Annotated in this window: 23 protein-coding genes and 1 riboswitch; of the genes, 21 read left to right on the top strand and 2 right to left on the bottom strand. The window is 33.5% G+C overall.

Annotated elements, in window-relative coordinates; genetic code table 11:
• Positions 1-7 precede the first annotated feature (7 nt).
• The 10 genes from hisB (at position 8) to LJ207_RS04560 (ending at position 10317) form a co-directional block, all read left to right on the top strand.
• Positions 8-595 carry an imidazoleglycerol-phosphate dehydratase HisB gene (hisB, locus tag LJ207_RS04605; protein ID WP_229344512.1) on the top strand — a complete coding sequence of 196 codons (588 nt, stop codon included), beginning with the start codon at positions 8-10 and terminating at the stop codon, positions 593-595.
• Entirely contained in the window at positions 596-1201 is a 606-nt protein-coding gene (gene hisH, locus LJ207_RS04600; RefSeq protein ID WP_229344510.1) for an imidazole glycerol phosphate synthase subunit HisH, read from the top strand.
• Complete coding sequence (gene hisA / locus LJ207_RS04595) at positions 1202-1930, top strand: 1-(5-phosphoribosyl)-5-[(5-phosphoribosylamino)methylideneamino]imidazole-4-carboxamide isomerase (RefSeq protein ID WP_229344509.1); 729 nt, start codon at positions 1202-1204, stop codon at positions 1928-1930.
• Entirely contained in the window at positions 1923-2690 is a 768-nt protein-coding gene (hisF, locus tag LJ207_RS04590) for an imidazole glycerol phosphate synthase subunit HisF (protein WP_229344507.1), read from the top strand. The genes hisA and hisF overlap by 8 nt, the downstream gene beginning before the upstream one ends.
• A 46-nt stretch (positions 2691-2736) precedes the next feature.
• The gene (hisIE, locus tag LJ207_RS04585; protein ID WP_229344506.1) at positions 2737-3384 is read left to right on the top strand and encodes a bifunctional phosphoribosyl-AMP cyclohydrolase/phosphoribosyl-ATP diphosphatase HisIE; all 648 of its coding nucleotides are present in this window, start codon (positions 2737-2739) and stop codon (positions 3382-3384) included.
• Positions 3385-3599: 215 nt separating this feature from the next.
• Complete coding sequence (locus tag LJ207_RS04580) at positions 3600-4457, top strand: phosphate/phosphite/phosphonate ABC transporter substrate-binding protein (RefSeq protein WP_229344504.1); 858 nt, start codon at positions 3600-3602, stop codon at positions 4455-4457.
• A 36-nt stretch (positions 4458-4493) separates the two neighbouring features.
• Positions 4494-5876 carry an ATP-binding protein gene (locus LJ207_RS04575; protein ID WP_229344503.1) on the top strand — a complete coding sequence of 461 codons (1383 nt, stop codon included), beginning with the start codon at positions 4494-4496 and terminating at the stop codon, positions 5874-5876.
• Positions 5854-7179 carry a sigma-54-dependent transcriptional regulator gene (locus LJ207_RS04570; protein WP_229344501.1) on the top strand — a complete coding sequence of 442 codons (1326 nt, stop codon included), beginning with the start codon at positions 5854-5856 and terminating at the stop codon, positions 7177-7179. The genes LJ207_RS04575 and LJ207_RS04570 overlap by 23 nt, the downstream gene beginning before the upstream one ends.
• 349 nt (positions 7180-7528) lie before the next feature.
• Positions 7529-9073, top strand: coding sequence for an alkaline phosphatase (locus LJ207_RS04565; protein ID WP_229344500.1), 1545 nt, complete (start codon positions 7529-7531; stop codon positions 9071-9073).
• Positions 9074-9174: 101 nt separating this feature from the next.
• Entirely contained in the window at positions 9175-10317 is a 1143-nt protein-coding gene (locus LJ207_RS04560) for a YibE/F family protein (protein WP_229344498.1), read from the top strand.
• Between the two features lie 53 nt (positions 10318-10370).
• Here LJ207_RS04560 and LJ207_RS04555 read toward each other — a convergent pair whose 3' ends face one another.
• On the bottom strand, positions 10371-11519 hold the full coding sequence (locus LJ207_RS04555) for a PQQ-dependent sugar dehydrogenase (RefSeq protein WP_229344497.1): 1149 nt from the start codon (positions 11517-11519) through the stop codon (positions 10371-10373).
• Positions 11520-11894: 375 nt separating this feature from the next.
• On the opposite strand from LJ207_RS04555, the gene LJ207_RS04550 reads away from it, so the two are divergent.
• From LJ207_RS04550 to LJ207_RS04500, 11 genes are all read left to right on the top strand, one after another.
• Complete coding sequence (locus LJ207_RS04550) at positions 11895-12776, top strand: glycine betaine ABC transporter substrate-binding protein (protein WP_229344495.1); 882 nt, start codon at positions 11895-11897, stop codon at positions 12774-12776.
• Positions 12777-12842: 66 nt separating this feature from the next.
• Positions 12843-12944: riboswitch (purine riboswitch) on the top strand.
• 204 nt (positions 12945-13148) lie between these two features.
• Positions 13149-14423, top strand: coding sequence for a phosphoribosylamine--glycine ligase (gene purD, locus LJ207_RS04545; protein ID WP_229344494.1), 1275 nt, complete (start codon positions 13149-13151; stop codon positions 14421-14423).
• Between the two features lie 31 nt (positions 14424-14454).
• The gene (locus tag LJ207_RS04540) at positions 14455-15618 is read left to right on the top strand and encodes a 5-(carboxyamino)imidazole ribonucleotide synthase (RefSeq protein ID WP_229344492.1); all 1164 of its coding nucleotides are present in this window, start codon (positions 14455-14457) and stop codon (positions 15616-15618) included.
• Between the two features lie 60 nt (positions 15619-15678).
• The gene (gene purE, locus LJ207_RS04535; RefSeq protein WP_229344491.1) at positions 15679-16209 is read left to right on the top strand and encodes a 5-(carboxyamino)imidazole ribonucleotide mutase; all 531 of its coding nucleotides are present in this window, start codon (positions 15679-15681) and stop codon (positions 16207-16209) included.
• On the top strand, positions 16199-17590 hold the full coding sequence (locus tag LJ207_RS04530) for a lyase family protein (RefSeq protein ID WP_229344489.1): 1392 nt from the start codon (positions 16199-16201) through the stop codon (positions 17588-17590). Before purE ends, LJ207_RS04530 begins: the two co-directional genes overlap by 11 nt.
• 29 nt (positions 17591-17619) lie before the next feature.
• Complete coding sequence (gene purC, locus LJ207_RS04525) at positions 17620-18339, top strand: phosphoribosylaminoimidazolesuccinocarboxamide synthase (protein WP_229344487.1); 720 nt, start codon at positions 17620-17622, stop codon at positions 18337-18339.
• A gap of 51 nt (positions 18340-18390) precedes the next feature.
• On the top strand, positions 18391-19899 hold the full coding sequence (purF, locus tag LJ207_RS04520) for an amidophosphoribosyltransferase (protein ID WP_229344486.1): 1509 nt from the start codon (positions 18391-18393) through the stop codon (positions 19897-19899).
• Complete coding sequence (gene purM, locus LJ207_RS04515; RefSeq protein ID WP_229344484.1) at positions 19899-20963, top strand: phosphoribosylformylglycinamidine cyclo-ligase; 1065 nt, start codon at positions 19899-19901, stop codon at positions 20961-20963. The genes purF and purM overlap by 1 nt, the downstream gene beginning before the upstream one ends.
• A 4-nt stretch (positions 20964-20967) precedes the next feature.
• Positions 20968-21582 (top strand): phosphoribosylglycinamide formyltransferase, encoded by a 615-nt coding sequence (gene purN, locus LJ207_RS04510; protein ID WP_229344483.1) that lies wholly within the window; start codon positions 20968-20970, stop codon positions 21580-21582.
• Between the two features lies 1 nt (position 21583).
• On the top strand, positions 21584-23161 hold the full coding sequence (purH, locus tag LJ207_RS04505; RefSeq protein ID WP_229344481.1) for a bifunctional phosphoribosylaminoimidazolecarboxamide formyltransferase/IMP cyclohydrolase: 1578 nt from the start codon (positions 21584-21586) through the stop codon (positions 23159-23161).
• Between the two features lie 32 nt (positions 23162-23193).
• Positions 23194-24576: an ankyrin repeat domain-containing protein gene (locus tag LJ207_RS04500; protein WP_229344480.1), complete on the top strand. Its 1383-nt coding sequence runs from the start codon at positions 23194-23196 to the stop codon at positions 24574-24576.
• A gap of 358 nt (positions 24577-24934) precedes the next feature.
• On the opposite strand, the gene LJ207_RS04495 is transcribed toward LJ207_RS04500, so the two are convergent.
• On the bottom strand, positions 24935-25273 hold the full coding sequence (locus LJ207_RS04495; protein WP_229344478.1) for a DsrE family protein: 339 nt from the start codon (positions 25271-25273) through the stop codon (positions 24935-24937).
• Positions 25274-25385 lie beyond the last annotated feature (112 nt).

Genomic DNA, 25385 nt, shown 5'->3' with positions numbered 1-25385 from the left:
GGTTAATTTGAAGAAAGATAGAGTAGCAGTAGAACGGCGCAAAACAGCAGAAACAGAAATCGTAGTAAGTGTCAATTTAGATGGGGAAGGAAAAGGAAATATAAAAACCGGGATAGGCTTTTTTGATCATATGTTAAATCAGATCTCCCGGCATGGTAATTTTGATTTAGAAATCTCTGTTAAAGGAGATCTGGAAATAGATGAACACCATACAATCGAAGATACGGGAATTGCTCTGGGAAAAGCTTTTGCTCAGGCAATTGGAGATAAAAAAGGTATTCATCGCTTTAGTAATGTTTTAGTGCCCCTTGATGAGTCACTTGTTAGAACTGTTATTGATATTAGTGGAAGACCTTTTATCTATCATGATCTACCCTTTAGTAGAGAACTAGTAGGAGATTTTCCAGCGGAAATGGTTGTGGAATTTTTAAGGGCATTTGCCTTTAATATGGGAATTACACTTCATGTGGAATTGATGCATGGGACAAATTGTCATCATCAAATTGAGGCAGTATTTAAATCTTTGGGAAGAGCTTTAAAAACTGCAGTTATGATTGATTCTGATAAAATACCTTCTACAAAGGGTGTTTTATAAATGATCGCCATTATAGATTATGGAGCAGGTAATTTAAATAGTATTCAAAAAGCTTTAGAATTTATTGGGCTTGAGACTGAAATTTTGGCAAGTGCCCATAAGCAGGAAGTAGAAAAATACTCAGGCCTTGTCTTACCCGGGGTTGGTTCTTTTCCCGGTGCAGCAGAAAGACTGAAACAGGATGGTTTTATTGAATTTATAGCTGATTTTGTAGCAACTGGCAAAGCTTTTTTGGGTATCTGTCTGGGGATGCAGCTTTTATTTGAATGGGGTTATGAAGAACTAAAAACTCAAGGTTTGGGGCTTTTACCAGGTGAAGTAGTTAAAATAGAAAGTGAATATAAAATTCCACATATGGGTTGGAATGAACTAGAAATCATCAATGATGATCCCTTATTTAAGGGTCTCCCAGCTAGAGCTCACTTTTATTTTGTTCATTCTTATCAGCTTAAAGATGTCAGTGATGATGTCCTGGCAGTTGTTGATTATGGAACTAAAATACCGGCAGTTGTGAGAAAAAATAATGTAATAGGACTGCAGTTTCATCCAGAAAAAAGTGGAGATAATGGAATTAAACTTTTAGAAAACTTTGGGGAGCTGTTGTAAATGATAATATTACCAGCAATAGATTTAAAAGATGGAGAAGTAGTAAGATTAGAACAGGGAGATTTTGCAAAGAAAACAGTTTACAGCAAAAACCCACTTAAGATAGCTAAAGAATTTGCTGAGCAAGGTGCAGAATGGCTGCATTTGGTTGATCTTGATGGTGCATGTGCTGGCGAGAGTAAAAACTTTAATGTAATTAAAGAAATAGCTCAAAAAACAGAGCTTAAAATTCAGACCGGTGGCGGTATCAGAAAAAAGAGAGATCTAAAGCAATTATTAGATTTAGGTGTTTCAAGGGTTATTATAGGGACATTAGCTGTTAAAGATCCCGAGTTATTATCAGAAATGATCCAGCAATTTGGAGCAGATAAAATTTTAGTTAGTATAGATGCTAGAGATGGAAAAGTTGCTACTTCTGGCTGGAAAGAAGAAAGCAGTCTTGATATGCTTGATTTTGCAGTAGACATGGAAAAAAGAGGAGTTAAATATATACTTTATACTGATATTGGTAGAGATGGAATGCTTACTGGCCCTGACTTTGGGGGCCTAAAAAAACTAAAGGCAGAAACAGATTTACATATAATTGCCTCAGGAGGAATCAGCTCTGAAGATGATTTATATAAGCTTGCAGATTTAGGGTTTTATGGAGCAATTACAGGTCAGGCAATTTATCAGGGTAAAATAGATTTAAAGAAAATATTTTCGGAAATGAGGGGAAATAATGCATAAAAAAAGAATCATTCCCTGTCTTGATATCAAAGATGGACGGGTTGTTAAAGGTGTTAATTTTGTTGATTTAATCGATGCTGGTGATCCGGTTGAGTCTGCCCGAAAATATAATGATTTAGGAGCAGATGAATTGGTATTTTTAGATATAACAGCAACAAAAGAAAAAAGAAAAACTTTAGCTGAGCTGGTAGAAAAGGTAGCTGCTCAAGTTTTTATACCTCTTACAGTTGGAGGAGGGATTAGAACAGTTGAAGATATGCAGCTTATTTTACGTTCTGGAGCAGATAAAGTTTCGGTTAACTCTGCAGCTGTTAAAAATCCCGAGCTTGTTAAAGAAGGAGCACAAGCTTTTGGCTCCCAGTGTATTGTTGGTGCAGTAGATGCAGACAAAAGAGACTCAGGTGATGGCTGGGAGATATTTATCAATGGAGGTAGTAAAGAAACAGGGATCGATTTAATAGAATGGGTTAAAGACTTAGAAGAACTGGGAGCAGGAGAAATACTATTAACCAGTATAAATGCAGATGGAACTAAAGATGGTTATGATATAGAGATGCTAAAAGCTGTTACAGAGGCAGTTAATATCCCGGTCATTGCTTCTGGAGGAGCAGGGAAAATTAAAGATTTCATAGATGTTTTTGAAGAGACCGGTGCAGATGCAGCTTTAGCAGCTTCTATTTTCCATTTTGGAGAAATAGCAATTAAAGATGTTAAAAAAGAACTCGAAAAAGCAGGTATTCCTGTTAGAATAGAAGAATAGTTTATTTAAGATCATTGTTGTGTAGAGAAAGGTTTTAGGTGATAAAATGTTAGAAATTATTACAGATCCGGCAGATATAGATTTTAAATATAATCAAAGAGATCTAATCCCTGCTGTGGTTCAGGATTATAATACTAAAGAGGTTTTAATGGTGGCTTATGTAAATGATGAGTCTTTAAAATTAAGCCTGGAAAAAGGTGAAACAGTTTTTTATTCTCGTTCTCGTCAGGAAATTTGGCATAAAGGAGCTACCTCAGGAAATATTCAAAAGCTAAAAGAAGTTTATTATGACTGTGATCAGGATACTATATTATTTTTGGTTGAAGCAGCTGGACCGGCCTGTCATACAGGTGAAAATTCTTGTTTTTATAGGAAAATTGCAGTTCAAAAAGATCAAGCAAGGACGATTGAGCAAAGCAATATTGTGGATTTTTTGTATCAACTAATATTAAGTCGTAAAGAGGCTATGCCGGAAGATTCTTATACTTCATATTTATTTGAAGAAGGGATAGATAAAATTCTTAAAAAAGTAGGAGAAGAAGCAGCAGAGGTTATTATAGCTTCGAAAAATGAAGCAGCAGAAGAGTTAGTCTTAGAGTCGGCTGATTTGCTTTATCATATGTTGGTTTTGCTTGCTGAAAAAAATATAAAGCCTGAAGAAATTAGAAAAGAACTAATAAAAAGACATAAATAGTTTTATTAAAAACATATATTTGCAGCTTATTTTTAAGCCTATCATTGAGTATTTTTTAGATGGTAGGCTGAATTTTATTTTAAAATGACTTTTTTTTATTAAAACTTTAATTAACTAAATTTTCAGTATTTATTCTAAAATAATAGTCGAATTTAAAGGAATTTTGACTTTAGAATTGAATAAAGTAATTAACAGTAAAAAAAGGAGAGAACAAAATGCAGACTAAAATTCAAGTTTATATTATACTATTTATTCTTCTATTTTCTTTTATATTTGTTCAAAGTGCTTTTGCTGAAGAAAGTCTTAAATTTGGTGTTCCAGCTAAAAGAGTAGCTTTATCCAAACTGGAGAGCTGGCAGCCGATAATTGATGAGGTGTCAAAAAGAAGTGGGATTGAGCTTGAACTTGTTATTACTCAAGATCATTATGAATTAATTGATAGAATGGAAAAAGGGGAAATTGATTTGGCTTATTATTCACCTGTTTTTTATGTTAAAGCTCATCAACAATTAGATTGTGTCCCCCTGGTTTTGCGGGTAATGTATGGAACTCCTTATTATCGAGCAGGTTTTATCACTCAAAAAGATTCTGAGATAAATCAATTAGAAGATTTGATAGATAAAAGATTTGCTTTAACTTCTAAAAGAGATTCTACTTCAGGCTATTATATTCCAATAGACATGTTGAGAGACATAAATATAGATTATCAGGAAGATCTTGATATAATTTATACAGGAAAACATGAAAATGTTTTAAGAAGTGTAAGTTATGGTTATGTAGATGCCGGGGTAATAAAATTATTTATTCTTGAAGAACCCAGAAATCAAAAATATCTATCTGAGATTAAAATTTTTGCTCATTCACTTTATTTGCCAGCCTCTTCAATAGCTGCTAGAGAAGGTCTCAGTGTAGAGATAATGGATCAAATGACAGCTGCTTTTTTAAGCTTAAATACTGATTCTGTGGGTAGAGAGTCTATGGCAGGCTTAAACTTTGATGGGTTTGTTTTAAGTGATGACAAACTTTATGATATTGTGAGAGATTATATGCAGTCTTTTGACTTGATCGATTAAAAATCAAAAACTTTAAGTTAAATAAGGATGATTAATGTGTCATTAAAAAAACGCTTAATAATTTATATAATGTTGATCTTTTTATTAATTATGACCGTGATAGGCTATATTTTAGTTGTTCAGCAGCGGGATATATTTCAGGCAGAAATGGAAAGAAGGGGAAAACTTTTGGCAAGAACCTTAGCTGAAATCAGCAAAGAAGCAATGTTGATTTATGAATTCAGTACCCTTGTCCAAAATGTTCGCTCTCTTGAAGGAGAGGAAGATTTAAGAAATGCTAAAATAATAAATAATAATGGAAGAATCCTTGCTTCATTAAATCGAGATACTGAGGGAAGTTTTACCGATTCAGACTACAGTCAAGATAGAAAATATTGGGAAGATAATTACCTAATAACTGTTGAAACAATTAATGCAAATGGGGTTGAGATGGGTAAGTCTATTATAGTTTTGTCTCAACAATCTATGCTGAATAGAATCGGTTATTCTGTTAAGCTAATAATAATAATTTTAGTTATAGCTTTAGCCTTATTAATCATTATTATTAATATTACTGCAGAATATTTTTTTGAACCACTGACTCTACTTGCCGAAAGAGTGCGTAAAATTCCGGATGATAATTTTAATATAAAAAAATTACAAGAATCACAGCCACCTGAAGAATTGATAGAATTATATAATTCTATCAGTTGGATGTATGAAGAGATGTTAATGATTAGAAAAAGGTTAGTTGAAAAGACTCAAATGGCTACAATAGGTAAAATGTCTGCTTATTTAGCTCATGAAATAAGAAATCCTCTAGAAGCAATCTCGGGATCAGTGGAAGTAATGAAATTAAAAGGTGAGATAAATTCTGATGGTGGATTTTACAATATAATTAAAGAAGAAATTACTACCTTAAATAGTTTTCTTGATGAGTTTTTGAGTTTTGCTCGCGGCAAATCTTATGATTTTGAAAAAATAAATATCAATAATTTAATCAATGATATTTTTAATCTTTTAAAACCAATGCTGAGGAATAAAGATATACAATTAATTAAAAAATTTAATAATCAAGATTTATATATCAAAGGTGATGTCAATAAAATAAAGAGTGTTTTTACTAACTTAATCTTAAATTCTATTGAAGCCATTGGCAGCAATGGTTATGTGGAAATAACTTTAAAAAATGATGAAGATTATATAACTGCTGTAATTAAAGATAATGGTAAAGGTATAAAAAATAAAAATTTGAAAAAAATATTTAATCCCTTTTTCACAACCAAAAAAAGTGGGAGTGGGATAGGATTAAGTATTTCTAAAGAAATAATTGAAAGACACGATGGAGCAATAGATGTTGAAGCAAAGAATAATACAAGTTTTACAATAAAATTACCAATTTTTAAGGATGATAATAATGGGAAAAATTCTGATAGTTGATGACAAAGTAAATATAACTAAGGTTTTAAAGGCAATTCTTGAAGAAGAAAGCTATGAAGTAGAATATGCTAATGATGTCTTTAAAGCTGTTGAGAAAGCAGAACTTTTTAAGCCTGATTTAATTATTTCTGATATAAAAATGCCTCAAATGGATGGGCTTGAATTTTATAAAGAAATAATCAAGCAAGATATTAACGCCAAATTTATTTTTATGACAGCTTTTGGTAGTATTCCGTTGGCTGTAAAAGTAATTAAAATGGGGGCTTCGGAATTCCTAACAAAACCATTAGACTATAATGAACTGAAAATTAAAATAGCCAATTTAATAGGTAAAGCAGAAAGTAAAAGTTTAGAAATAAATAGAGAAAATTATAGAGAAATAATTGGAGAAAGCGATAAGGCTCAAAAGCTAATTGAACAGATCGATATGGCTGCTGACTATAGTTCTACAGTTTTAATTCAAGGGGAAAGTGGAACTGGAAAAGAGCTTGTTGCAAAAGCTCTACATAATAATAGTTCACGAGCAGATAAAAATTTTGTTGCAGTAAATTGTGCAGCTTTAAGTCCTAATATAATCGAATCAGAACTTTTTGGCCATAGAGAAGGATCTTTTACTGGAGCTATAAGAGATAAAAAAGGTAAATTTGAAATAGCAGATGGTGGGAGTATTCTATTAGATGAAGTTACAGAGATAGATTTAAATACACAATCAAAACTACTGCGGGTTTTACAGGAAAAAGAATTTGAACGAGTAGGAGAAAATAAAAGTATCAAGGTTGATCTAAGAGTTATTGCAACTACAAATAGAGATATTAAAAAGATGGTTGATGAGAATAAATTTAGAAGCGATCTCTATTATAGATTAAATGTTATCCCTATTTATGTACCTCCTTTAAGGGAAAGAAAAGAAGACTTAAAAATATTAAGCAAACATTTTATTGATAAAATTTCGCAGCGTGAAGGTATTAATCCGAAAACTATTTCAAAAAAAGCGCTTAAATTACTTAAACAATATGACTGGCCTGGCAATATTAGGGAATTAGAAAATCTCTGTGAAAGACTTGTGATTACAGTAAAAGGGAGGAAAATAACAGTTATGGATATTCCTCAGGAAATTAAAAATAATATTGAACAGCAATCTCAAGATGTATTAACAGAGAAAGAAAAAATACTTTTAGCACTGCAAAAAAGCAATGGTAACAAAACAAAGGCAGCTGAAATATTGGGGATTTCAAGAAAAACATTATATAATTGGATAAAAAAATATCAAAATGATCCTGAGTTAAAAAATATACTTGAGTAATTTCACACTGTAATTGTGAATATTATCTGAAAATACACAAAAATTAAATATTAATTATTTTTTTTCAACAGCAGAAGACTTTTTGGTCTTTTGCTTTTTTTTTATTTTTTAAATTATTTACTGTCATATTAGGCTTTTGGAAGTTTTTTTTCTAAAAATAACTTTTTTAAAAATATTTTTTATCTTTTTCTCTTGACTGGAATGATAATTGCAATTTATATAGACAGCTGAAGTTGAGAAGCTCAGCAAAAAATTTAAAATATTTATTATCTAAAGGGGGGAAGAAGAAAGAAGTTTTGTCAATACTTTAATTCAAGAATCATTAAAATACTATTAGGGGGATTTACAAATGTGTAAAGCTTTATTTGGGAAGAAAAAAATATTAAGTCTTTTAGTTTTAGTTTTATTTGTTACTTTTATGATGGGAAGTGCAGCTTTTGCTAATGGCACTGTTGCTCAGGCTGAAAGTCCAAAATATGTCTTTTATTTTATTGGTGATGGTATGGCAAGTGCTCATACTACTTTAGCAGAATTTTACACTCAATTTGAAAATAAAGAAGAAGTTACTCATAGCTATGAAGATATGGGAGAAAGTTTTATTGATCATGAAGCTGAAGAACCTGGTGATCGCTTAACAATGCATCAGCTAGATGTACATGGGTCAACTAGAACTACAGGTTCAGATACTATAGTACCTGGTTCAGGTCAGACTGCAACAGCTCTAGCAACTGGTATTAAAACATCCAGAAATGCAATATCTGTTGATCCAGATGGTAATCCATTAGAAACTGTATTATTAGCTGCTAACAAACAGGGTATGAATACAGGTTTAATTTCTACAGCAAGAGTTACTCATGCTACTCCTGGTGCTTTTGGTGCTAACGTTCTTGATAGAAGTATGGAAAATGAAATTGCAGAACAGTATTTAGAAAATAATATTGACTTTTTAGCTGGTGGAGGATACAGACACTTCTTGCCACAAACAGTTGAAGGTTCAAGTAGAGAAGATGATAGAGATCTCTTTAGAGAATATGAAGAAGCTGGTTATGCAGTCTTTAGATCAGCAGAAGATACCCAAAGTTTTAGAGATTATCAACCAAGTGCTGACAGTAAAATACTATATACTCCAAACCGGACACATATGCAATATGAGATCGATAGAGTTGACTCAGAAGAGCCTAGTTTAGCTGAATTAACTGAAAAAGGAATCGAAGCTTTAACAGCTAATGACAATGGATTTATTGTAATGGTAGAGGGTGGCAGAATTGACCATGCAGCTCACAATAATGATGTTGCAGGTACAATTTATGATACCTTAGCTTTTGATGATTCAATCGCAGTAGCATTAGATTTTTATGAACAATATCCTGATGAAACCTTAATTATTGTTGTTGGTGACCACGAAACTGGTGGATTATCCTTAAACAATTGTGAAGGTATGGAGTATGACTATTTCTTAGACTTAGAACCTGTGACAAGAGTTCAAGGTTCAGTAGAAGAAGGTTTTGCTTATACAGGAGATAGAGATCAACTTTTTGCTGATATGGAAAATATCTTTGGCATAGATGATCTAAAAGATTTTGAAATAGAAATGCTTGAAAATGCAATGGATTTAGAAGACGCAGAAGGTGTAGAAGCAGATGTAGCGGACTTTGGAGCTTATTGGCCACAAGCACCTTGGATTAGCCCTACCCAGGCAACAATTGCTCATATTACATCAAGAAGATCAAAAATTGGTTGGAGTACTTCTTCACATACAGGTTCAACTATACCGATGGCTGCCCATGGTGTGAATGCAGAATACTTTGATGGTGCTCTTGATAATACAGATGTAGGACAATTAACAGCTGCTATTTTAGGCTTAGAGTTAGATGTTGAAGTTCCAGCACTGTAAAAATATTTCTTGTAACTGAATTGATTAAATATGATCAAGTAACTATACAGGTGGGGTTATCTAGCCTCACCTGTTATTTATATTTTTCTGGAGGTAAATAAATGCAGAAAAAAACAATTAAAAGGTTAGTTTTAGCAATTATAATTATTACATTTTTATTTTTATTAATAAATAATTTAAATGTTATAGATGATAATAGTAGAGAATTTAGAGCTCATGTTTTAGAAGTTGATGATCGTGATGTTAGAGGGGTAGGGATTTCTAGAATAGGTGTTCAAAGAGTAAGAGTAGAAATAAAGGAAGGTAAATTTAGTGGAGAAGTTGTAACTGCTGCTAATAATCTAACAGGTAATTTAGGCTGGGATTATCGTTTTGAAAAAGGTGATGAAATTCTTGTTGCAATATCTGAAACAGAAGATGGTCAAATAGCTTCTGCTTTAGCTTTAGATGTCTACAGGCAGGGTTGGCTATTAATATTGCTTGGGGTTTTTATAGTTCTGCTATTATTATATGCAGGTTATATTGGTTTGAAAGCATTATTTTCTTTTATTGCCAGTATAGTTTTAATTTGGAGAGTATTAATCCCAGGTTTAATAAATGGACTAAATCCTCTCTTATTTACGGCCTTTATTTTGGCGATATTGTCTGCACTAATCTTATTTTCTATAGCTGGTTTTACTAAAAAAGGTCTATCTGCATTTTTTGGTACAACCTGCAGCTTATTTATAACTATTGGCTTGACCATGTTTTTTGGTTCAATGCTTGCTTTAGATGGGATGTCTTCTCCTTATGTAGGGGAATTATTAGCGGGAGGCTATATGCATCTCAATGTGAGAGATATATTTTTTGCAGCAGTTGTAATCGGTTCATCTGGAGCTGCTATGGATATAGCTATGGATATGGCAACTACAATTAAAGAACTTCAAGCTCAAAGACCAGATATAGAGATGAAAGCTTTGATAAAATCCGGGTTTAATGTAGGTAGTGATGTAATTGGAACAATGACAACAACCTTGTTGTTAGCTTATTCAGGTGGTTATTTAACTTTGATGATGGCATTTATGACAAGAACAACAACATATAGAAGAATTTTTAATCTGAGAATTATAGTTTCAGAGATATTAAGAATCTTGGTAGGGAGTATCGGTATAGTATTAGTAGCACCTATAACGACTTTATTTGCTGCCTGGCTTTTTACCATAGAAATAGATTTCAAAACAATTAAAACAAAACTTTTTAAATAAAAAAAGACTGCAGAGTAATAAATTTGCAAATCTGCAGTCTGATAAATAAAACTTTAATCTTCTATTTTTAAGCGAATTATTCTATCATCTTCGGTGATCGGATTACCTCTACCATCTCTATTGCTTGTCAGAAGGTATAGATATCCATCTGGTCCTTTTACAGCAGTTCTTAATCTGCCGAAAGTAGAAGGACCATCTTTTTCTGTAAACCATCTTTCTATACTTTCTAGGTGATAATCTTCATTATTTTCAAAAGTAATTTTAATTAAGGCCTGGCTGCGCAGAGTAGCAACATAGAGATCCCCTTCATAAAAAGTCATTCCAGAAGGAGGAACAGCATCTTCCCACATAATTAGAGGATTGGCATATTCTCCATCTTCAAAATAGCCGATTTTTTCTGGCCAGCCAAAATTATCACCGGGGTTAACCTGCTTAATTCTATCTTTAGCTCTTAGACCATCTTCGCCAGAGGGACCATGATCGGAAATAAAAAGATCATTTGTTTCCGGATGCCAGGCAAGCCCCTGGGGGTTACGGTGGCCCAGACTGTAAACTGGTGAATTAGCATAAGGATTATCTTCTGGGACATTGCCTTCAGGAGTTAAACGTAGAATTTTGCCACCGAGATTGTTTAAATCCTGAGAAATTTCTCTGTTCCAACTGTCACCAGTTGTTATATAAAGCATTCCATCTGCTCCAAAAGCAATTCTACCACCATTATGATTTCTACCACCGGGTATTGCTTCGATTAATATTTCTTCATTTTTAGCACTATCTTCTTTTGCATTAAATCTAGAAACTCTATTTAAAACATCCCCATCAGCATCTCTATAGGTATACATAATATATAAATAATTTTTATCAGGATAATCTGGATGAAGAGCCATACCCATTAAACCACCTTCACCAACTGCAGTAAGTTCTATTTCTAAGTATGGTTCTGTTTGAAGCACTCCTGATTCTATTAATCTGATTCTGCCATCTCTTTCAGAGACTAAAGCTCTTTCTTCATTCATAAATACTAATTCCCAGGGGATATTAAGATTTTCCACCCAACTTTCAACAATTACACCATCAGGTTCTTTTAAAAATTGCTCTGCAACCTCTTGAGGGAAATCGCCAACTCTAATCTCTGCCCTAACAATTGAAACACCGCTCATTAAAAGAAAAATTATCATCAGTGGTATAATAACTTTTTTCATATCAGAAATACCTCCTCTTTTAATTATTATAGCAGATTTGAAATTGAAAAGTTAAAAAGTATTTAACAAATATTAAATTAAAGACTATAATCCGACTTTTGCCTTTTTACCTACTATCTCAATTGCTAGCTGTTTGTTAGCTGTACTAATTATCCCCCCTGCCTTAGGATTAGTTTTTGAGCCAAAATTTTTAACTGAAAATTTAAAAGAAAAATAACTTGATATTAGCTTAGACTTTGTTATAATAATAAATGGCTATAAAAGCAAAGAAGAGTATATTAAAGAAAAAATGATTATATAATAGCTAATAAGTCATGAATCTTTTTCAAAGTTAAATAACCTATATCAGAAAATAACAGGGAGGTAATTTAAACTATGAAGAATGTTCGTACACTTTTTGCTTCATTGTTCATTGTTCTCTTATTGATCAGTGGAATCATGTTAATGCCTGAAGATCTTAATGCGGAAGAAGGTACTATTAAGCTGGGTTATGTTAATTGGGCAGGTACTATCGCTGAGACTTATGTTGCTCAAGAAGTTTTAGAAGAAAAAATGGGTTATGATGTTGAAATGACGATGGTAGGAGTTGGACCAGTTTATACTGCTTTGGCTGAAGGAGACATCGATGCTTTTATGGGTGTTTGGCTGCCTATTACCCACGAAAATTATGTAGAAGAATATGGTCAAGAGATAATTAAAACTGGCCCTAATTATGTTGGAGCTAAGATTGGACTTGTTGTTCCAGAATATGTTGATATAGATTCTATCGAAGAATTAAATGAACATCGCGATAAATTTGAGGGAGTTATTACTGGAATTGAACCAGGTGCTGGAGTAATGGAGGCTACTCATGATGCAATAGATGACTATGAACTTGATTTTGATCTTATGACAAGTAGTGGCCCAGCAATGACTGCTTCTTTAGAATCTGCCATCGAAAATGAGGAGTGGATTGTAGTAACAGGTTGGCAGCCCCATTATAAATTTGCAGAATTTGATCTCAAATTCATAGAAGATCCAGAAAATGTTTATGGTGAAGCAGAAGGAGTTTATACTTTCCATAACCCTGATCTGGCCCAGCGCCATCCAGAAGTGGTTAGCTTTTTCCATGATTTTAGAATGACTTTCGAAGAATTAGGAGAGGTTATGGCCTGGATAGCTGATGGTGAAGATGAGGCAGATGCTGCAGCAAGATGGGTTTCCGAAAATACAGAAAAAGTAGAAAGCTGGATTGATCCTGTCATGATTTCTGAATAATTAAAAATTTTATTACTGCTTGACTTCTTAAAATTCATCTGTTAATATTGACATGTATGAACTAAAGTAAAAACTGAATTTGTACCTCATATAATAGTGAGAATATGGCTCACAAGTCTCTACCGAACTGCCTTAAACAGTTTGCCTATGAGGGAAGTGTACCTAGGTTTCCGCAGCTTATTGCTGGCTGGTCCGAGCGGTACAGATATTGATATATCACACCGAAGGGATAAAAGCCCAGGCGGGGAGGTTCTACTCAATTAATGTAGAGTCTTCCCGACCTGGGCTCTTTTTTATTAGGATACAAATATCCAGTTATTCTAAAAGTTATTTTAGGGTATCTGAGAACAAATCAAACTAGGAGTGAATAGAATGAATATCCTTCTCATCGGAAGTGGTGGAAGAGAAAACGCATTAGCTTGGAAGCTCTCTCAAAGTAATAGGGTTGATGAATTATATACAGCAGCCGGTAATCCAGGGACTGCTATATTTGGTGAAAATCTTGATTTTGAAGAAAGTAATCATCAGGGTTTACTGGAATTTGCCCTTAAAGAAAAGATAGACATAACAATAGTTGGGCCTGAAGCTCCTCTAGCTGCAGGTATTGTCGATTTATTTAAAGAACACGGCATCAAGGTTTTTGGTCCCACAAAAGATGCTGCCCAATTAGAAAGCAGTAAAGTCTTTGCTAAAAATTTGATGCAGAAATATAATATTCCTACAGCTGAATATAAGAGCTTTTCTGATCCTAAAAAAGCCAGAAAATATATTAAAGAAAAGGGAGCACCAATAGTAGTTAAAGCAGAAGGACTGGCAGCTGGTAAAGGAGTTATAGTAGCTCAACAGCTAGAAGAAGCTCTAAGTGCTGTTGACAAAATTATGATTGATGAGAAATTTGGTCAGGCAGGCGAAAAAATAGTTGTGGAAGAATACTTAGAAGGTGAAGAAGCAACTATTTTGTCATTTTGTGATGGGGATAATATAGTGCCTATGATTCCCTCCCAGGATCATAAACCAGCTTATGATGGAGATAAAGGACCAAATACAGGTGGAATGGGAGCATATGCCCCAGCCCCTGTTGTAGATGCTAAAATGATGGCAGAAATAAAAGAAGAAATTATGGAGCCTACCTTAGCAGCCCTCAAGAAAGAAGGGGTTGATTTTAAGGGGATAATATATTTTGGCTTGATGATAAATAAGGGGAAAGCAAAAGTTTTAGAATATAATGTTCGCTTTGGAGACCCTGAAGCTCAGGTTGTGCTCCCACTTTTAAAAAGCGATTTAATAGATATAATAGAGGCAGTTTTAGAAAATAAATTAGGAGATTTAAAAATAGAATGGTCTACTAAAAAAGCTCTTTGTGTTGTTATGGCTTCTGGTGGTTATCCTGTAGAATATGAAAAAGGCAAAAAGATTACGGGGATAGATTCTGTAGAAGAAAAAGACGACTTAATTGTTTTTCAAGCAGGTACAAAAGCTGTTGATGGAGAATTATTTACTGATGGTGGGCGTGTTTTAGCTGTTACTGCTTTAGCAGATGACTTTGCAGAAGTTATTAAAAAAGCATATCAAGGAGTAGAAAAAATTCATTTTGAAGATTTTCATATTCGCCACGATATAGGTCATAAAGCTCTGCAGAGAGTCTAAATAGCAATTTTGTATTTTTAGGAGGATTATAATGGAAATTAAAGATAAGACCAAAGAAAAGATAGGGATTATCGGTGGTGGACAGCTTGGTAAGATGATGATTTTAGAAGCAAAAAAAATGGGCTTTTATGTTATTATTCTTGATCCCACCAAAGAATGTCCGGCTGATAGTATTGCTGATGAGCATATTGTAGCAGATTTTAATGATGAAAGTGCTATTAGAAAACTGGCTGATAAATCTGATGTATTGACATATGAATTTGAACACATAGGAGTAGAAGTTTTAAAAGATCTTGAAGCTGAAGGCTATAAAATTTATCCTACCGCTAGAAGTTTAGAAATAATTCAAAATAAATTTCATCAAAAAAATATGTTAAGCCAGAATAAAATTCCAGTAGCTCAGTTTATAAAAGTCAGCAGTATAGAAGATATTAAAGAAGCAGCCCAAAAATTTTCATATCCTCTGATGTTAAAAAGTTGTACTGGTGGTTATGATGGTAAAGGGAATATTGTGATTGAAGAGCCTCAAGCAATTAAAAGCTCTTATCAGCAATTAGGTGGAGCGAAAGCAAAATTAATGGTAGAAAAGTATATTCCCTTCAAAAAAGAGATATCTGTTCTAGCCTGTAGAGCTTTAAATGGTGAAATGAAAGTTTTTCCGATAGCTGAAAATCTACATAAAGATAATATTTTATATGAAACAAAAGTTCCTGCCTCTTTAGCAGCAGGTTTAAAAGAAAAAGCTGAAAAATTAGCCTTTGAAGTTTTAGAGGTATTTACTGGGATAGGGATGTTTTGTGTAGAAATGTTTGTAACTGAATCTGATGAGCTTCTAATTAATGAAATAGCACCTCGTCCCCATAATTCTGGTCATTATACAATTGAAGCCTGTTTGACCTCACAATTTGAACAGCATATTAGAGCAATTAGTTCTCTACCACTTGGTGAGACAACTCTCTTGAGGCCTGTGGTCATGAGAAATATTTTAGGTAGTGGAAGCGAGGGTAAAGCAAAGGTTCTTGGTTTAGAAGCTGCTCTTGCTGTAAAGGGAGCTAAAGTACACATCTATAATAAGAAGATGGCAAGACCGGGAAGAAAAATGGGTCACCTCTGTGTTCTAGCTGAAAATCGGAGTGATGCAGAAAAAAGGGCTTTAGAAGCAAGCAAGTTAATTGAAATAAAAGGAGAACTTTAATTGTTTTTGGCTGAGTTTAATAGCTTTAAAAATTAAATTCTAAATAGGGAGTGAAATTTTATGGGTTCTAAAGTAGCAATAATTATGGGTAGTGATTCTGATTTACCAGTAATGAAAGAAGCAGCAGAAATATTAGATGAATTTGAAGTAAACTATGAACTAACTGTTGTATCTGCCCATCGAACACCAGAAAGATTATATAATTATGCGGAAAATGCGGAGGAAAATGACTTTGATCTAATCATTGCTGGAGCTGGTGGAGCAGCACATTTACCTGGTATGACTGCAGCAGTAACAAATCTGCCAGTAATAGGGGTACCGGTCAAGACTTCTAAGTTAAGTGGCTTAGATTCTCTTTATTCAATAGTACAAATGCCTCCAGGGGTTCCAGTGGCAACTGTAGCAATTAATGGTGCCAAAAATGCAGCTCTTCTGGCAGTACAGATTTTAGCCAGAAAAGATCTTGAACTAAGAAAAAAGCATAAAGAGTATAGAAAAAATATGAAAAATAAAGTCTTAGCAACAGCTAAATCATTAGAAGAGTTAGGTTATAAAGAATATATTGAGAGGAGCGAAAAATTTGCAGACTAGAGATATTTTTGCCAATATAAGCCCACTTGACCACCGCTATTCTAGAGGAGAAAATTTTTCTGAACTATCTAAATATCTTTCTGAAAATGCAACTATTGCTTTTCAGGCAGAAGTAGAATTGGCTTTAGTAAAAGTATTGGCTAAAAGAGGTATCTGTCCTCATAATGCTCCTCAGGAAGTGGAAAAAGCTATTCAAGATTTGAGTACTGAAGAAGTTTATGAAGAAGAAGCTAAAACCAAACATAATATAAGGGCACTTGTTAACTGTATTCAAAAAAAAGTTAGCAAAGAAACAAGACCTTATATTCATTTTACCGCAACATCTTATGATATTGTTGATACAGCTAACTCTCTCCGTTATAAAAAAACAGCTGAAGAATTGATTCTTCCCCAACTCATTGAATTAGAAAAAACCTGGTTAGATATTGCCGAAAGAGAAAAAGACAGAGTTCAGATTGGCAGAACCCACGGCCAGCATGCAGTTCCAATTACCTTTGGCTTTACAATAGCAGAATATGTGAGCAGATTTGGTGAAAGAATTAAAGAAATTGAAGCTAAATCTCAAAAATTAATTGGTAAATTTTCTGGAGCAGTTGGAGCCTATAATGCGAGCAGCATATTTTTTGATGACCCAGAAGAATTTGAAAAAGAGGTTTTAGCAGAATTGGGACTTAAAGCAGGTGAACATTCTACCCAGATTGTTGCTCCAGAAGCAATAACTGATTTTATCCACAGCCTTATTGCAGCCTTTGGTGTTTTGGCAGCTTTTGCTGATGATATGAGACATTTACAGCGCTCAGAAATAGCAGAAATAGGAGAACATTTTGCCGAAGATCAAGTAGGTTCTTCTACTATGCCTCACAAAAGAAATCCCATAAATTATGAAAATGTAAAAAGCATGTGGAAAGCTTTTATGCCCCAAATGAATACCGTTTATATGGATCAACTTTCTGAACACCAAAGAGACTTAAGTAATTCTGCCTCTTCACGCTTTATACCAGAATTAATTGCAGCTTTACTTAGTTCAGCTGCAAGACTAAATCGAGTCAGTCAAAAAATGTTGGTTGATGAGGAAAATATTAAGCAGAATTTTGAGCAAAATAAAAAGATGATCGTAGCTGAACCGCTCTATATATTATTAGCTGCTGCAGGTCATCCAGATGCTCATGAAGCGGTAAGGAAACTAACTCTCAAAGCTCAACATAGGAATATTTCCTTAAAAGATTTAGTTGCAGAAAGTGATGAATTAAAAGGATACTGGAAAAACTTTAATGACAAACAAAAAGAGCTGATTTTAAATCCAGCTAAATATACCGGCATAGCATCTAAAAAGACGGAGAAGATTGTTAAAAAATGGCGGCTTGAATTTGATTTAGCCTAAAAGAACCTAACTGCTAGGAGGTTAGTTAAATGGAAAAAAAAGGACTACTATATGAGGGAAAAGCAAAAAAGATTTTCAAAACAGATAATAAGGATGAGTTAATTGTATATTATAAAGATGATGCAACTGCATTTGATGGTCAGAAAAGAGGTCAGATTGATAAAAAAGGCATTATAAATAATAAAATAACTAATTGTCTTTTTAAAATCTTAGAAAAAGAAGGAATTAAAACTCATTTCATTAAAGAATTAAATAAAAGAGAAACTTTAGTAAAAAAAGTTGATATTATTTTAATTGAAGTTGTGATCAGAAATATTTCCGCCGGAAGTCTTGTTAAAAGACTAGGCATTGAAGAGGGAATTGAATTAGCTAAGACTATTATCGAGTTTTACTATAAAAATGATGAACTAGGAGATCCTTTGATTAACCGCTATCACATAGAAGCTCTAGAATTAGCCACTGATGAAGAGCTTGATGAAATAACAGAACAGGCAAAAAAAATTAATAGAGTTTTAAGAGATTTTTTAACAAGCAAAGGAGTTGATCTGGTTGATTTTAAATTAGAATTTGGGATCACCAGCTCCGGAGAAATTATTTTAGCTGATGAAATTACACCTGATACCTGTCGTTTTTGGGATACTTATACAAAACAAAAACTTGATAAAGATAGATTCAGAAGAGATCTTGGTGATGTAGAGTCAGGATATATGGAAATGCTGCAGAGAATCACCGGTCAAGATAAAGTTTAAATTAAAAAAATTGATTAAATTTTTATATTAATTAAGGGGCTGAAAAGAAGAATGGGAGAATTAAATAACTTCTCTAATCAAAAAATTAAATTATCTAATATAAACAATAACAATAATGAAGTCAAAAAACAGCAGATAAAAGTCTGCAGCTCGGAAATGAAGTATCGGGCAGATAAAATGCGAGAAGAATGTGGAGTATTTGGTATTTTTAATGCTGATGGAGAAAGTAGTGCTGCTGATCTAAGCTATCTAGGCTTAATTGCTCTTCAGCACAGAGGACAGGAAAGTGCAGGTATTTGTGCAAATCATGAAGGTGATTTTAATCTTCATAAAGGTATGGGTTTAGTAGAAAATGTCTTTAGTGAAGAAGATCTAGCAAATTTAAAAGGTGAAATGGCCATAGGGCATGTTCGTTATTCAACTAGTGGTTCAAGTCTTTTAGCAAATGCTCAACCACTACTAATTAACAGTATTAAAGGAGATCTCGCTCTTGCTCATAATGGCAATGTGGCTAATGCGGAAACACTAAGGTATAATTTGGAAATGAATGGCTCAATTTTTCATTCAACTTTAGATACTGAAGTAATTGCTCATTTGGTAGCCAGAGCATTGGAAGATGATATTGTAGAAGCCTTAATTCAAAGTTTACACCAGCTCAAGGGTGCTTTTAGTATTGTCGCGATGACCAAAGACAGTCTTGTAGCAATAAGAGATCCAAAAGGGTTTAGACCTCTTTCAATTGCCAAAGTTGATAACAGCTATATTGTTGCTTCCGAAAGTTGTGCTTTTGATATTATTGGAGCAGAATTTATCAGAGATGTACAGCCAGGTGAAGTTGTAATAATTGATGAAAATGGTTTAAAAAGCAGGAAATATAGTGGATCTAAAGAAAGCAGTTTATGTGTTTTTGAATATATTTATTTTGCCAGACCTGATAGTAATATCGAAGGTCAAAATGTTCTTTTAGCAAGAAAAGAAATGGGAAGACAACTGGCAAAAGAAATGGATTTAGAAGCTGATTTGGTGATACCGGTTCCGGATTCGGGTATTCCTGCGGCACTGGGTTTTGCAGAAGAGTCAGGAATAGAATTTGCTCAAGGAATATTAAGAAACCGTTATGTAGGACGAACTTTTATTCAGCCTTCACAAGCGATTAGAGATCTTAAGGTAAGGCTTAAATTGGCTCCTATTAAAGAAATTATTGAAGGTAAAAAGGTTATTTTAATAGATGATTCAATTGTGCGAGGTACAACCAGCAAGCAAATTATTTCTAGAATAAAAGAGGCTGGAGCAAGTGAAGTGCATATGGCAATTTCTTCACCACCAGTAGAACATCCCTGCTATTTTGGTTTAGATACCTCAAGGCGTCAGGAATTAATTGCCAGCAGAAGTTCAGTAGAAGAGATTGCAGAAAGCATAGGTGCAGCAAGTCTTAATTATTTATCACAAGCGGGGATGCTTAAAGCAATAAATGTTGATAAAAAATTAGGTTTTTGTACTGCTTGTTTTGATGGAGATTATCCAATTAGTGATAAATATTTAATTGAGGAGGAAAAATAGTGGGCCTTAATTATAAAGAATCAGGGGTAGATATTGATGCCGGGAAAAAAGCAGTAGATTTGATGAAAAAAGATGTTGAGTCAACTCATGGACCAGAAGTCTTAAGTTCTCTGGGAGGATTTGGTGGCCTTTTTCAATTAGATTTAAGTGAATATAGAGAAGCAGTCTTGGTATCAGGAACAGATGGGGTTGGAACTAAACTTAAACTTGCTTTTAAACTTGATAAACATGATAGTATCGGGATTGATTTAGTGGCCATGTCGGTTAATGATATTTTAGCTCAGGGAGCAAAACCTTTATTTTTTCTAGATTATTTGGCAACAGGCAAATTGGAGCCAGAAAAAACAGCTCAGATAGTTAGAGGTATTGCAGCTGGATGTAAGGAAGCTGGAGCCTCACTGATCGGTGGTGAAACTGCAGAAATGGCTGGTTTTTATCAAGAAGGAGAATATGATTTAGCTGGTTTTGCGGTTGGTATTGTAGAGAAATCTAAAATTATTACTGGAGAAAAAATTAAAGCAGGGAATTTAATTATTGGTTTAGCTTCAAATGGTCTGCATAGTAATGGTTTTACTTTAGCCAGAGCAGCTTTATTTGACAAAGCAGATTATGATTATCAAGCAAAACTACCTGGATTAGAAAATAATTTAGGAGAAGAAATGCTTAAACCGACCAGAATCTATGTGAAACCGGTCCTCTCAATCTTGAAAGATTATCACAGCTCTGTAAATGGGATTGCTCATATTACTGGAGGCGGTTTAGTAGAAAATATTATTAGGATCCTGCCTGAAGACTTAGCAGCTGCAATTGATTTATCTAAATGGGATAAAGCTAATATTTTTGAAATCATTCAGGAAGCTGGAAAAATTGAAGATTTAGAAATGTTAAAGACTTTTAATATGGGCATAGGTATGGTTTTGATTATAGAGCCCAGGCAGAAAAAAGAAATAATGGCAAAATTAAAAGCCAAAGGGGAAAGCCCTTATTTAATTGGAGAGATTGAAAAAGCCAAGGATTACGGCATGAAAATTGAAATACCCGGTGAAATACTAGAGATGGGGTGATCAAATGTTTAAAATGGCAGTATTTGCTTCAGGTAGGGGCTCAAATTTTCAATCGATAATTGATGCTGTTAAAAGGGGAGATATTCCAGCTGAAATTAAAGTTCTGCTTAGTGATAAAGAAGACTCTGGTGCTTTAAAAAGAGCTGAAAGTGAAGATATAGAAAATATCTTTATTAATCCAGAGCACTTTGAAAACAAAAGTGAATATGAGAAAGAAATAATTAATATCCTTGAAATGGCAGAAATAGATTTAATTATTTTAGCAGGATATATGCGTATTTTATCACCTCTCTTTGTAAAAAAATACAAAGAAAAAATTGTGAATATTCATCCATCACTTTTACCGGCATTTAAGGGTTTAAATGCTCAAAAACAGGCCTTAGATTATGGGGTAAAATATAGTGGCTGTACAGTTCATTTTGTTGATGAAGGAATGGATACAGGGCCTATTATTATGCAGGCAGTTGTAAAGGTTGAAGAAGATGACACAGTTGATGATCTGGCAGCTAGAATTCTAAAAGAAGAACATAGAATATATCCGGAAGCAGTAAAATTGATTGCAGAAAATAGAATTAAGTTAGAGGGAAGAAAGGTTAAAATTTTGAAGGAGGAGAAATAATTTGTCTAAAATTAAAAGAGCTCTTATAAGTGTATCAAATAAAGAAGGAATTGTAGATTTTGCTAAAGGATTAAAGGACTTTGGTGTAGAAATTATATCAACAGGTGGAACAGGTAATTTGTTAGAAAAAAGCGGTATTGATGTCACAGATATTAGTGAAGTAACTAATTTCCCTGAAATGATGAATGGGAGGGTAAAAACTCTTCATCCAGCAGTTCATGGGGGTATTTTAGCAGTTAGAGATAATAAGGAGCATTTAAAAGAAATTGCAGCCCAGGATATTGAAACAATTGATTTAGTAGTCTGCAACTTATATCCTTTTGCAGAAACAATTAAAAAAGAGAATGTAAGTTTAGAAGAAGCAGTTGAAAATATTGATATAGGTGGTCCAACAATGATTCGTTCGGCTGCAAAAAACCATCAGGATGTAGCTGTTGTAGTTGATCCAGATGATTATGATAATATTTTAAAGGAAATGAAAGCTGCTGATGGTGGTTTAAATAAAAATAAAAAATTAAAGCTTGCTTATAAAGCTTTTCGGCATACGGCAGAATATGATCAGTTAATTCAAGATTTTTTATCTGATCTAGCACTTGAAGCTGAAGAAAAAGAAGAAATGCAAGAAAGCAGACTTGATAGATATGATAAGAAAATGGATCTTCGTTATGGAGAAAACCCACATCAAAAAGCAGCTTTTTATTTAGATAGCCAGAGAAATGAGCCGTCTATTTCAACTGCAGAACAGCTGCACGGCAAAGCACTTTCTTATAATAATATTAATGATACTGATGGAGCTTTAGAATTAGTAAAAGAATTTGATAATGATCCAGCGGTTGCTGTAATTAAACATGCCAATCCCTGTGGTATGGCTGTAGCAGATAATGTCAAAGATGCTTTTCTAAAAGCTCATGCTGGAGATCCTCTTTCTGCTTTTGGCTCAATTGTTGCTGCTAACAGAACCATAACTGCAGAAGCAGCTGCTGAGATAGCAACAGATGATAAATTTGTAGAGGTAGTGATTGCTCCTGATTATGAAGCAAAAGCACTTGAAATTCTTAAAGAACGCTGGGATAATCTAAGAATCTTAAAAACAGGTGAATTAAAGATTAATTATGACAAGCCTGGTTACAGCATGAAAAAAGTAACTGGAGGATTATTAGTTCAGGATAGAGATTTAGCCCAAACTACTGCTGATGAGCTTAAAGTAGTTAGCAAAAAAGTTCCTACAGAAGAGCAAATTAAAGATTTATTGTTTTCTTGGAAGGTAGTTAAACATGTTAAATCTAATGCTATTGTGATGGCCAAAGAAGAAATGGTAGTTGGGGTTGGGGCAGGTCAGATGAGCAGAGTAGATTCTATGATAATTGCTGGACGTAAAGCTGATGGTCGTCAAAGAGATGGCGTTGTTGCTTCAGATGCATTTTTCCCCTTTCCTGATGCTATTGAAAAAGCAGCAGAGTTAGGGATTAAAGCAATAATTCAACCTGGTGGTTCAATTAGAGATGATAAGGTTATTGAAGCCTGTGATAAATTAGGTATTGCAATGGTCTTTACAGGTAAAAGACATTTTCGTCATTAAAAAAAGATAAAAACTGCAGGGAGTGATAAGAATTGAAAAGAAAAATCATTTTACTCACATTAATAAGCTTAATATTTTTATTATTTACAACTAATACAGTTTTAGCTGCAGATATGACTTTTATTGAATTTGTAAAAGATGCTGGAGTAAATGAAGTTGCAGATGCTATTGATCAGGGAGCAGATATTAATATGAGTGATGAGGATACTATAACTCCCTATTTAGCAGCTGCAGCAGAAAATCCTTATCCTGCAGTAATTAGACTTTTGAGAAGAGAAGGAGCAAATATCTATTATCGTGATTCTTCGGGTTGGTCTGCTCTAATGTATGCTGCAGCTTATAATAATAATCCTGAAGTACTTAGAGAAATAATGCGCTTTGATAGAAATTTAAACCTCAAAAATGAAGCCGGGAACACAGCCCTGCATCTAGCAGCAAAAAATAATAAAAGGGCAAATCTCTGGTATTTATTGAGATTTGGGGCTGATCCAAATCTCGCTAACAATAGAGGTCATAGTCCTTTGATGACTGCCTATCAAAACAGAAGTAGTCATGACTTGATTAAAACTTTAATAGATTGGGGAGCAGAAGTTAATGCGCGAGATAATAATGGTAAAAGTGTTTTAGCTTATGCTGTTTCTGCAAGAATTAATACTTCTGAATTAGAGTATTTGCTTAAAAATGGAGCAGATATTGATCTAAGAGATAATGCTGGTAGAACTGCAATTTTTTATGGAGTAACCGAAAACAATTTGAGCGGTTTAGACTTCTTATTAAGAAATGGAGCGAAGGTAAACCATAAAGATTATAATGGAGAAAGTGTACTATTTTATGCAGCAAGAAGACATGAAGACCCTGCTTATATAAAGCTTTTGACTGATTATGGTGCTTTTGTAAATTTAAAATCATATAGTGGTAAAACTGCTTTAATGGCAGCTGTTAATAATAATTCTAACCCTAGAATCATAGAATTATTATTGAGCAAAAATGCAGATCCTACTGCTAGAGATAATAATGGAAAAAGAGTTGTAGATTATCTGGAAGAAAATAGAGCTTTGCGGGGTACAGATCTTTACTGGGAGCTGCAAAAACTAGAACCTGATAAAAGAGAAATAGAAACAATAGAATTGAAATCTAGATTTCAGACCGCTTTAATGTCAACTGTAATCCCTTCTGCAGGACACGCTTATACTGAGAGCTGGTGGCCTAAAGGAGCTCTGTTCTTGCTCGGAGAAGGGGCTTTAATTGGAGCAGCAATTAATGATAGTGATAACAGAGATTCTTATTTGAATGTTTTTGCTGTTTTGAAAGTATTTGAGGTTATTGACTCATTAAATGAAGCAGGAAAATTAAATGAAGAAATCACTGAGTATAATCAGAGAGCTGAAGAGTTCAACCGAAAATTTGTAGAATAAAATTGACTCTACAAAATAAAAAAATCCACTCAATTAAGAGTGAATAAATAATAAAAACCCGCCCCGGGAAAAGAGCGGGAAAAACAAGGAGAAAAGTACTTAAGTTCTTATCTATATTAATAGCTGTGTTTGGCAGCTTTAAAAGGGAAGTTTCATTTTTTAGCTTAATTAAATAATAGCAGTTGAAGATTAGATTTACTTTAAAGAAAGATTAAAAAAAAATTAGAATTATTTTTTTCATAGATAACTTCTGCTGTTGAAATTTTAAATTATAAAACCCGAAAGAATAGAAATTTTATCTATTTCTTCCGGGTTTCAACTTTTTTGCTTTTATTATTTAAATTAAATATTTTAGAGTCTACATAGTTATAATTTTATAACCATCTTTTATATATGATTCCATCGCAGGATGACCACTCATTTCACCTTTGAGAGGAATATCTGTTTTCTGATTAAATTCGAGTACTCCCAGTTTAGCAGAACAAGCTTTGCAGATAGAGTCAATTAGTTCTTTTTCTTTAGCTGCAAAATAATGTTTATTGGTTGATTTTTCAAGTTTCTGCACCAATTTTACAGCTTCACCTTCAAAAATAATTTTTGCCTCATGTCCTTTTTCAGCTAGATCTAGTGCATTAAGCAGTACATGCTGAAAACACATTAGATCACCATTAAATGCGAAAAATGCAAATTTATCCATTAATATCACCTCATTTTAATTTAATTAAAATAATTGGTTGTATAATTAATGTTGTGAAGAAAAAATTGTGAATTTAAAAACATCTAAATAAAAAAGGCATTTGCCTGGCTCC

Origin of the sequence: Halanaerobium polyolivorans, from assembly GCF_020711195.1 — a bacterium.
GTDB lineage: Bacteria > Bacillota > Halanaerobiia > Halanaerobiales > Halanaerobiaceae > Halanaerobium > Halanaerobium polyolivorans.
The sequence above is the reverse complement of the archived record's forward strand: the minus strand, read 5'-3'. Positions and strand labels throughout refer to the sequence as shown.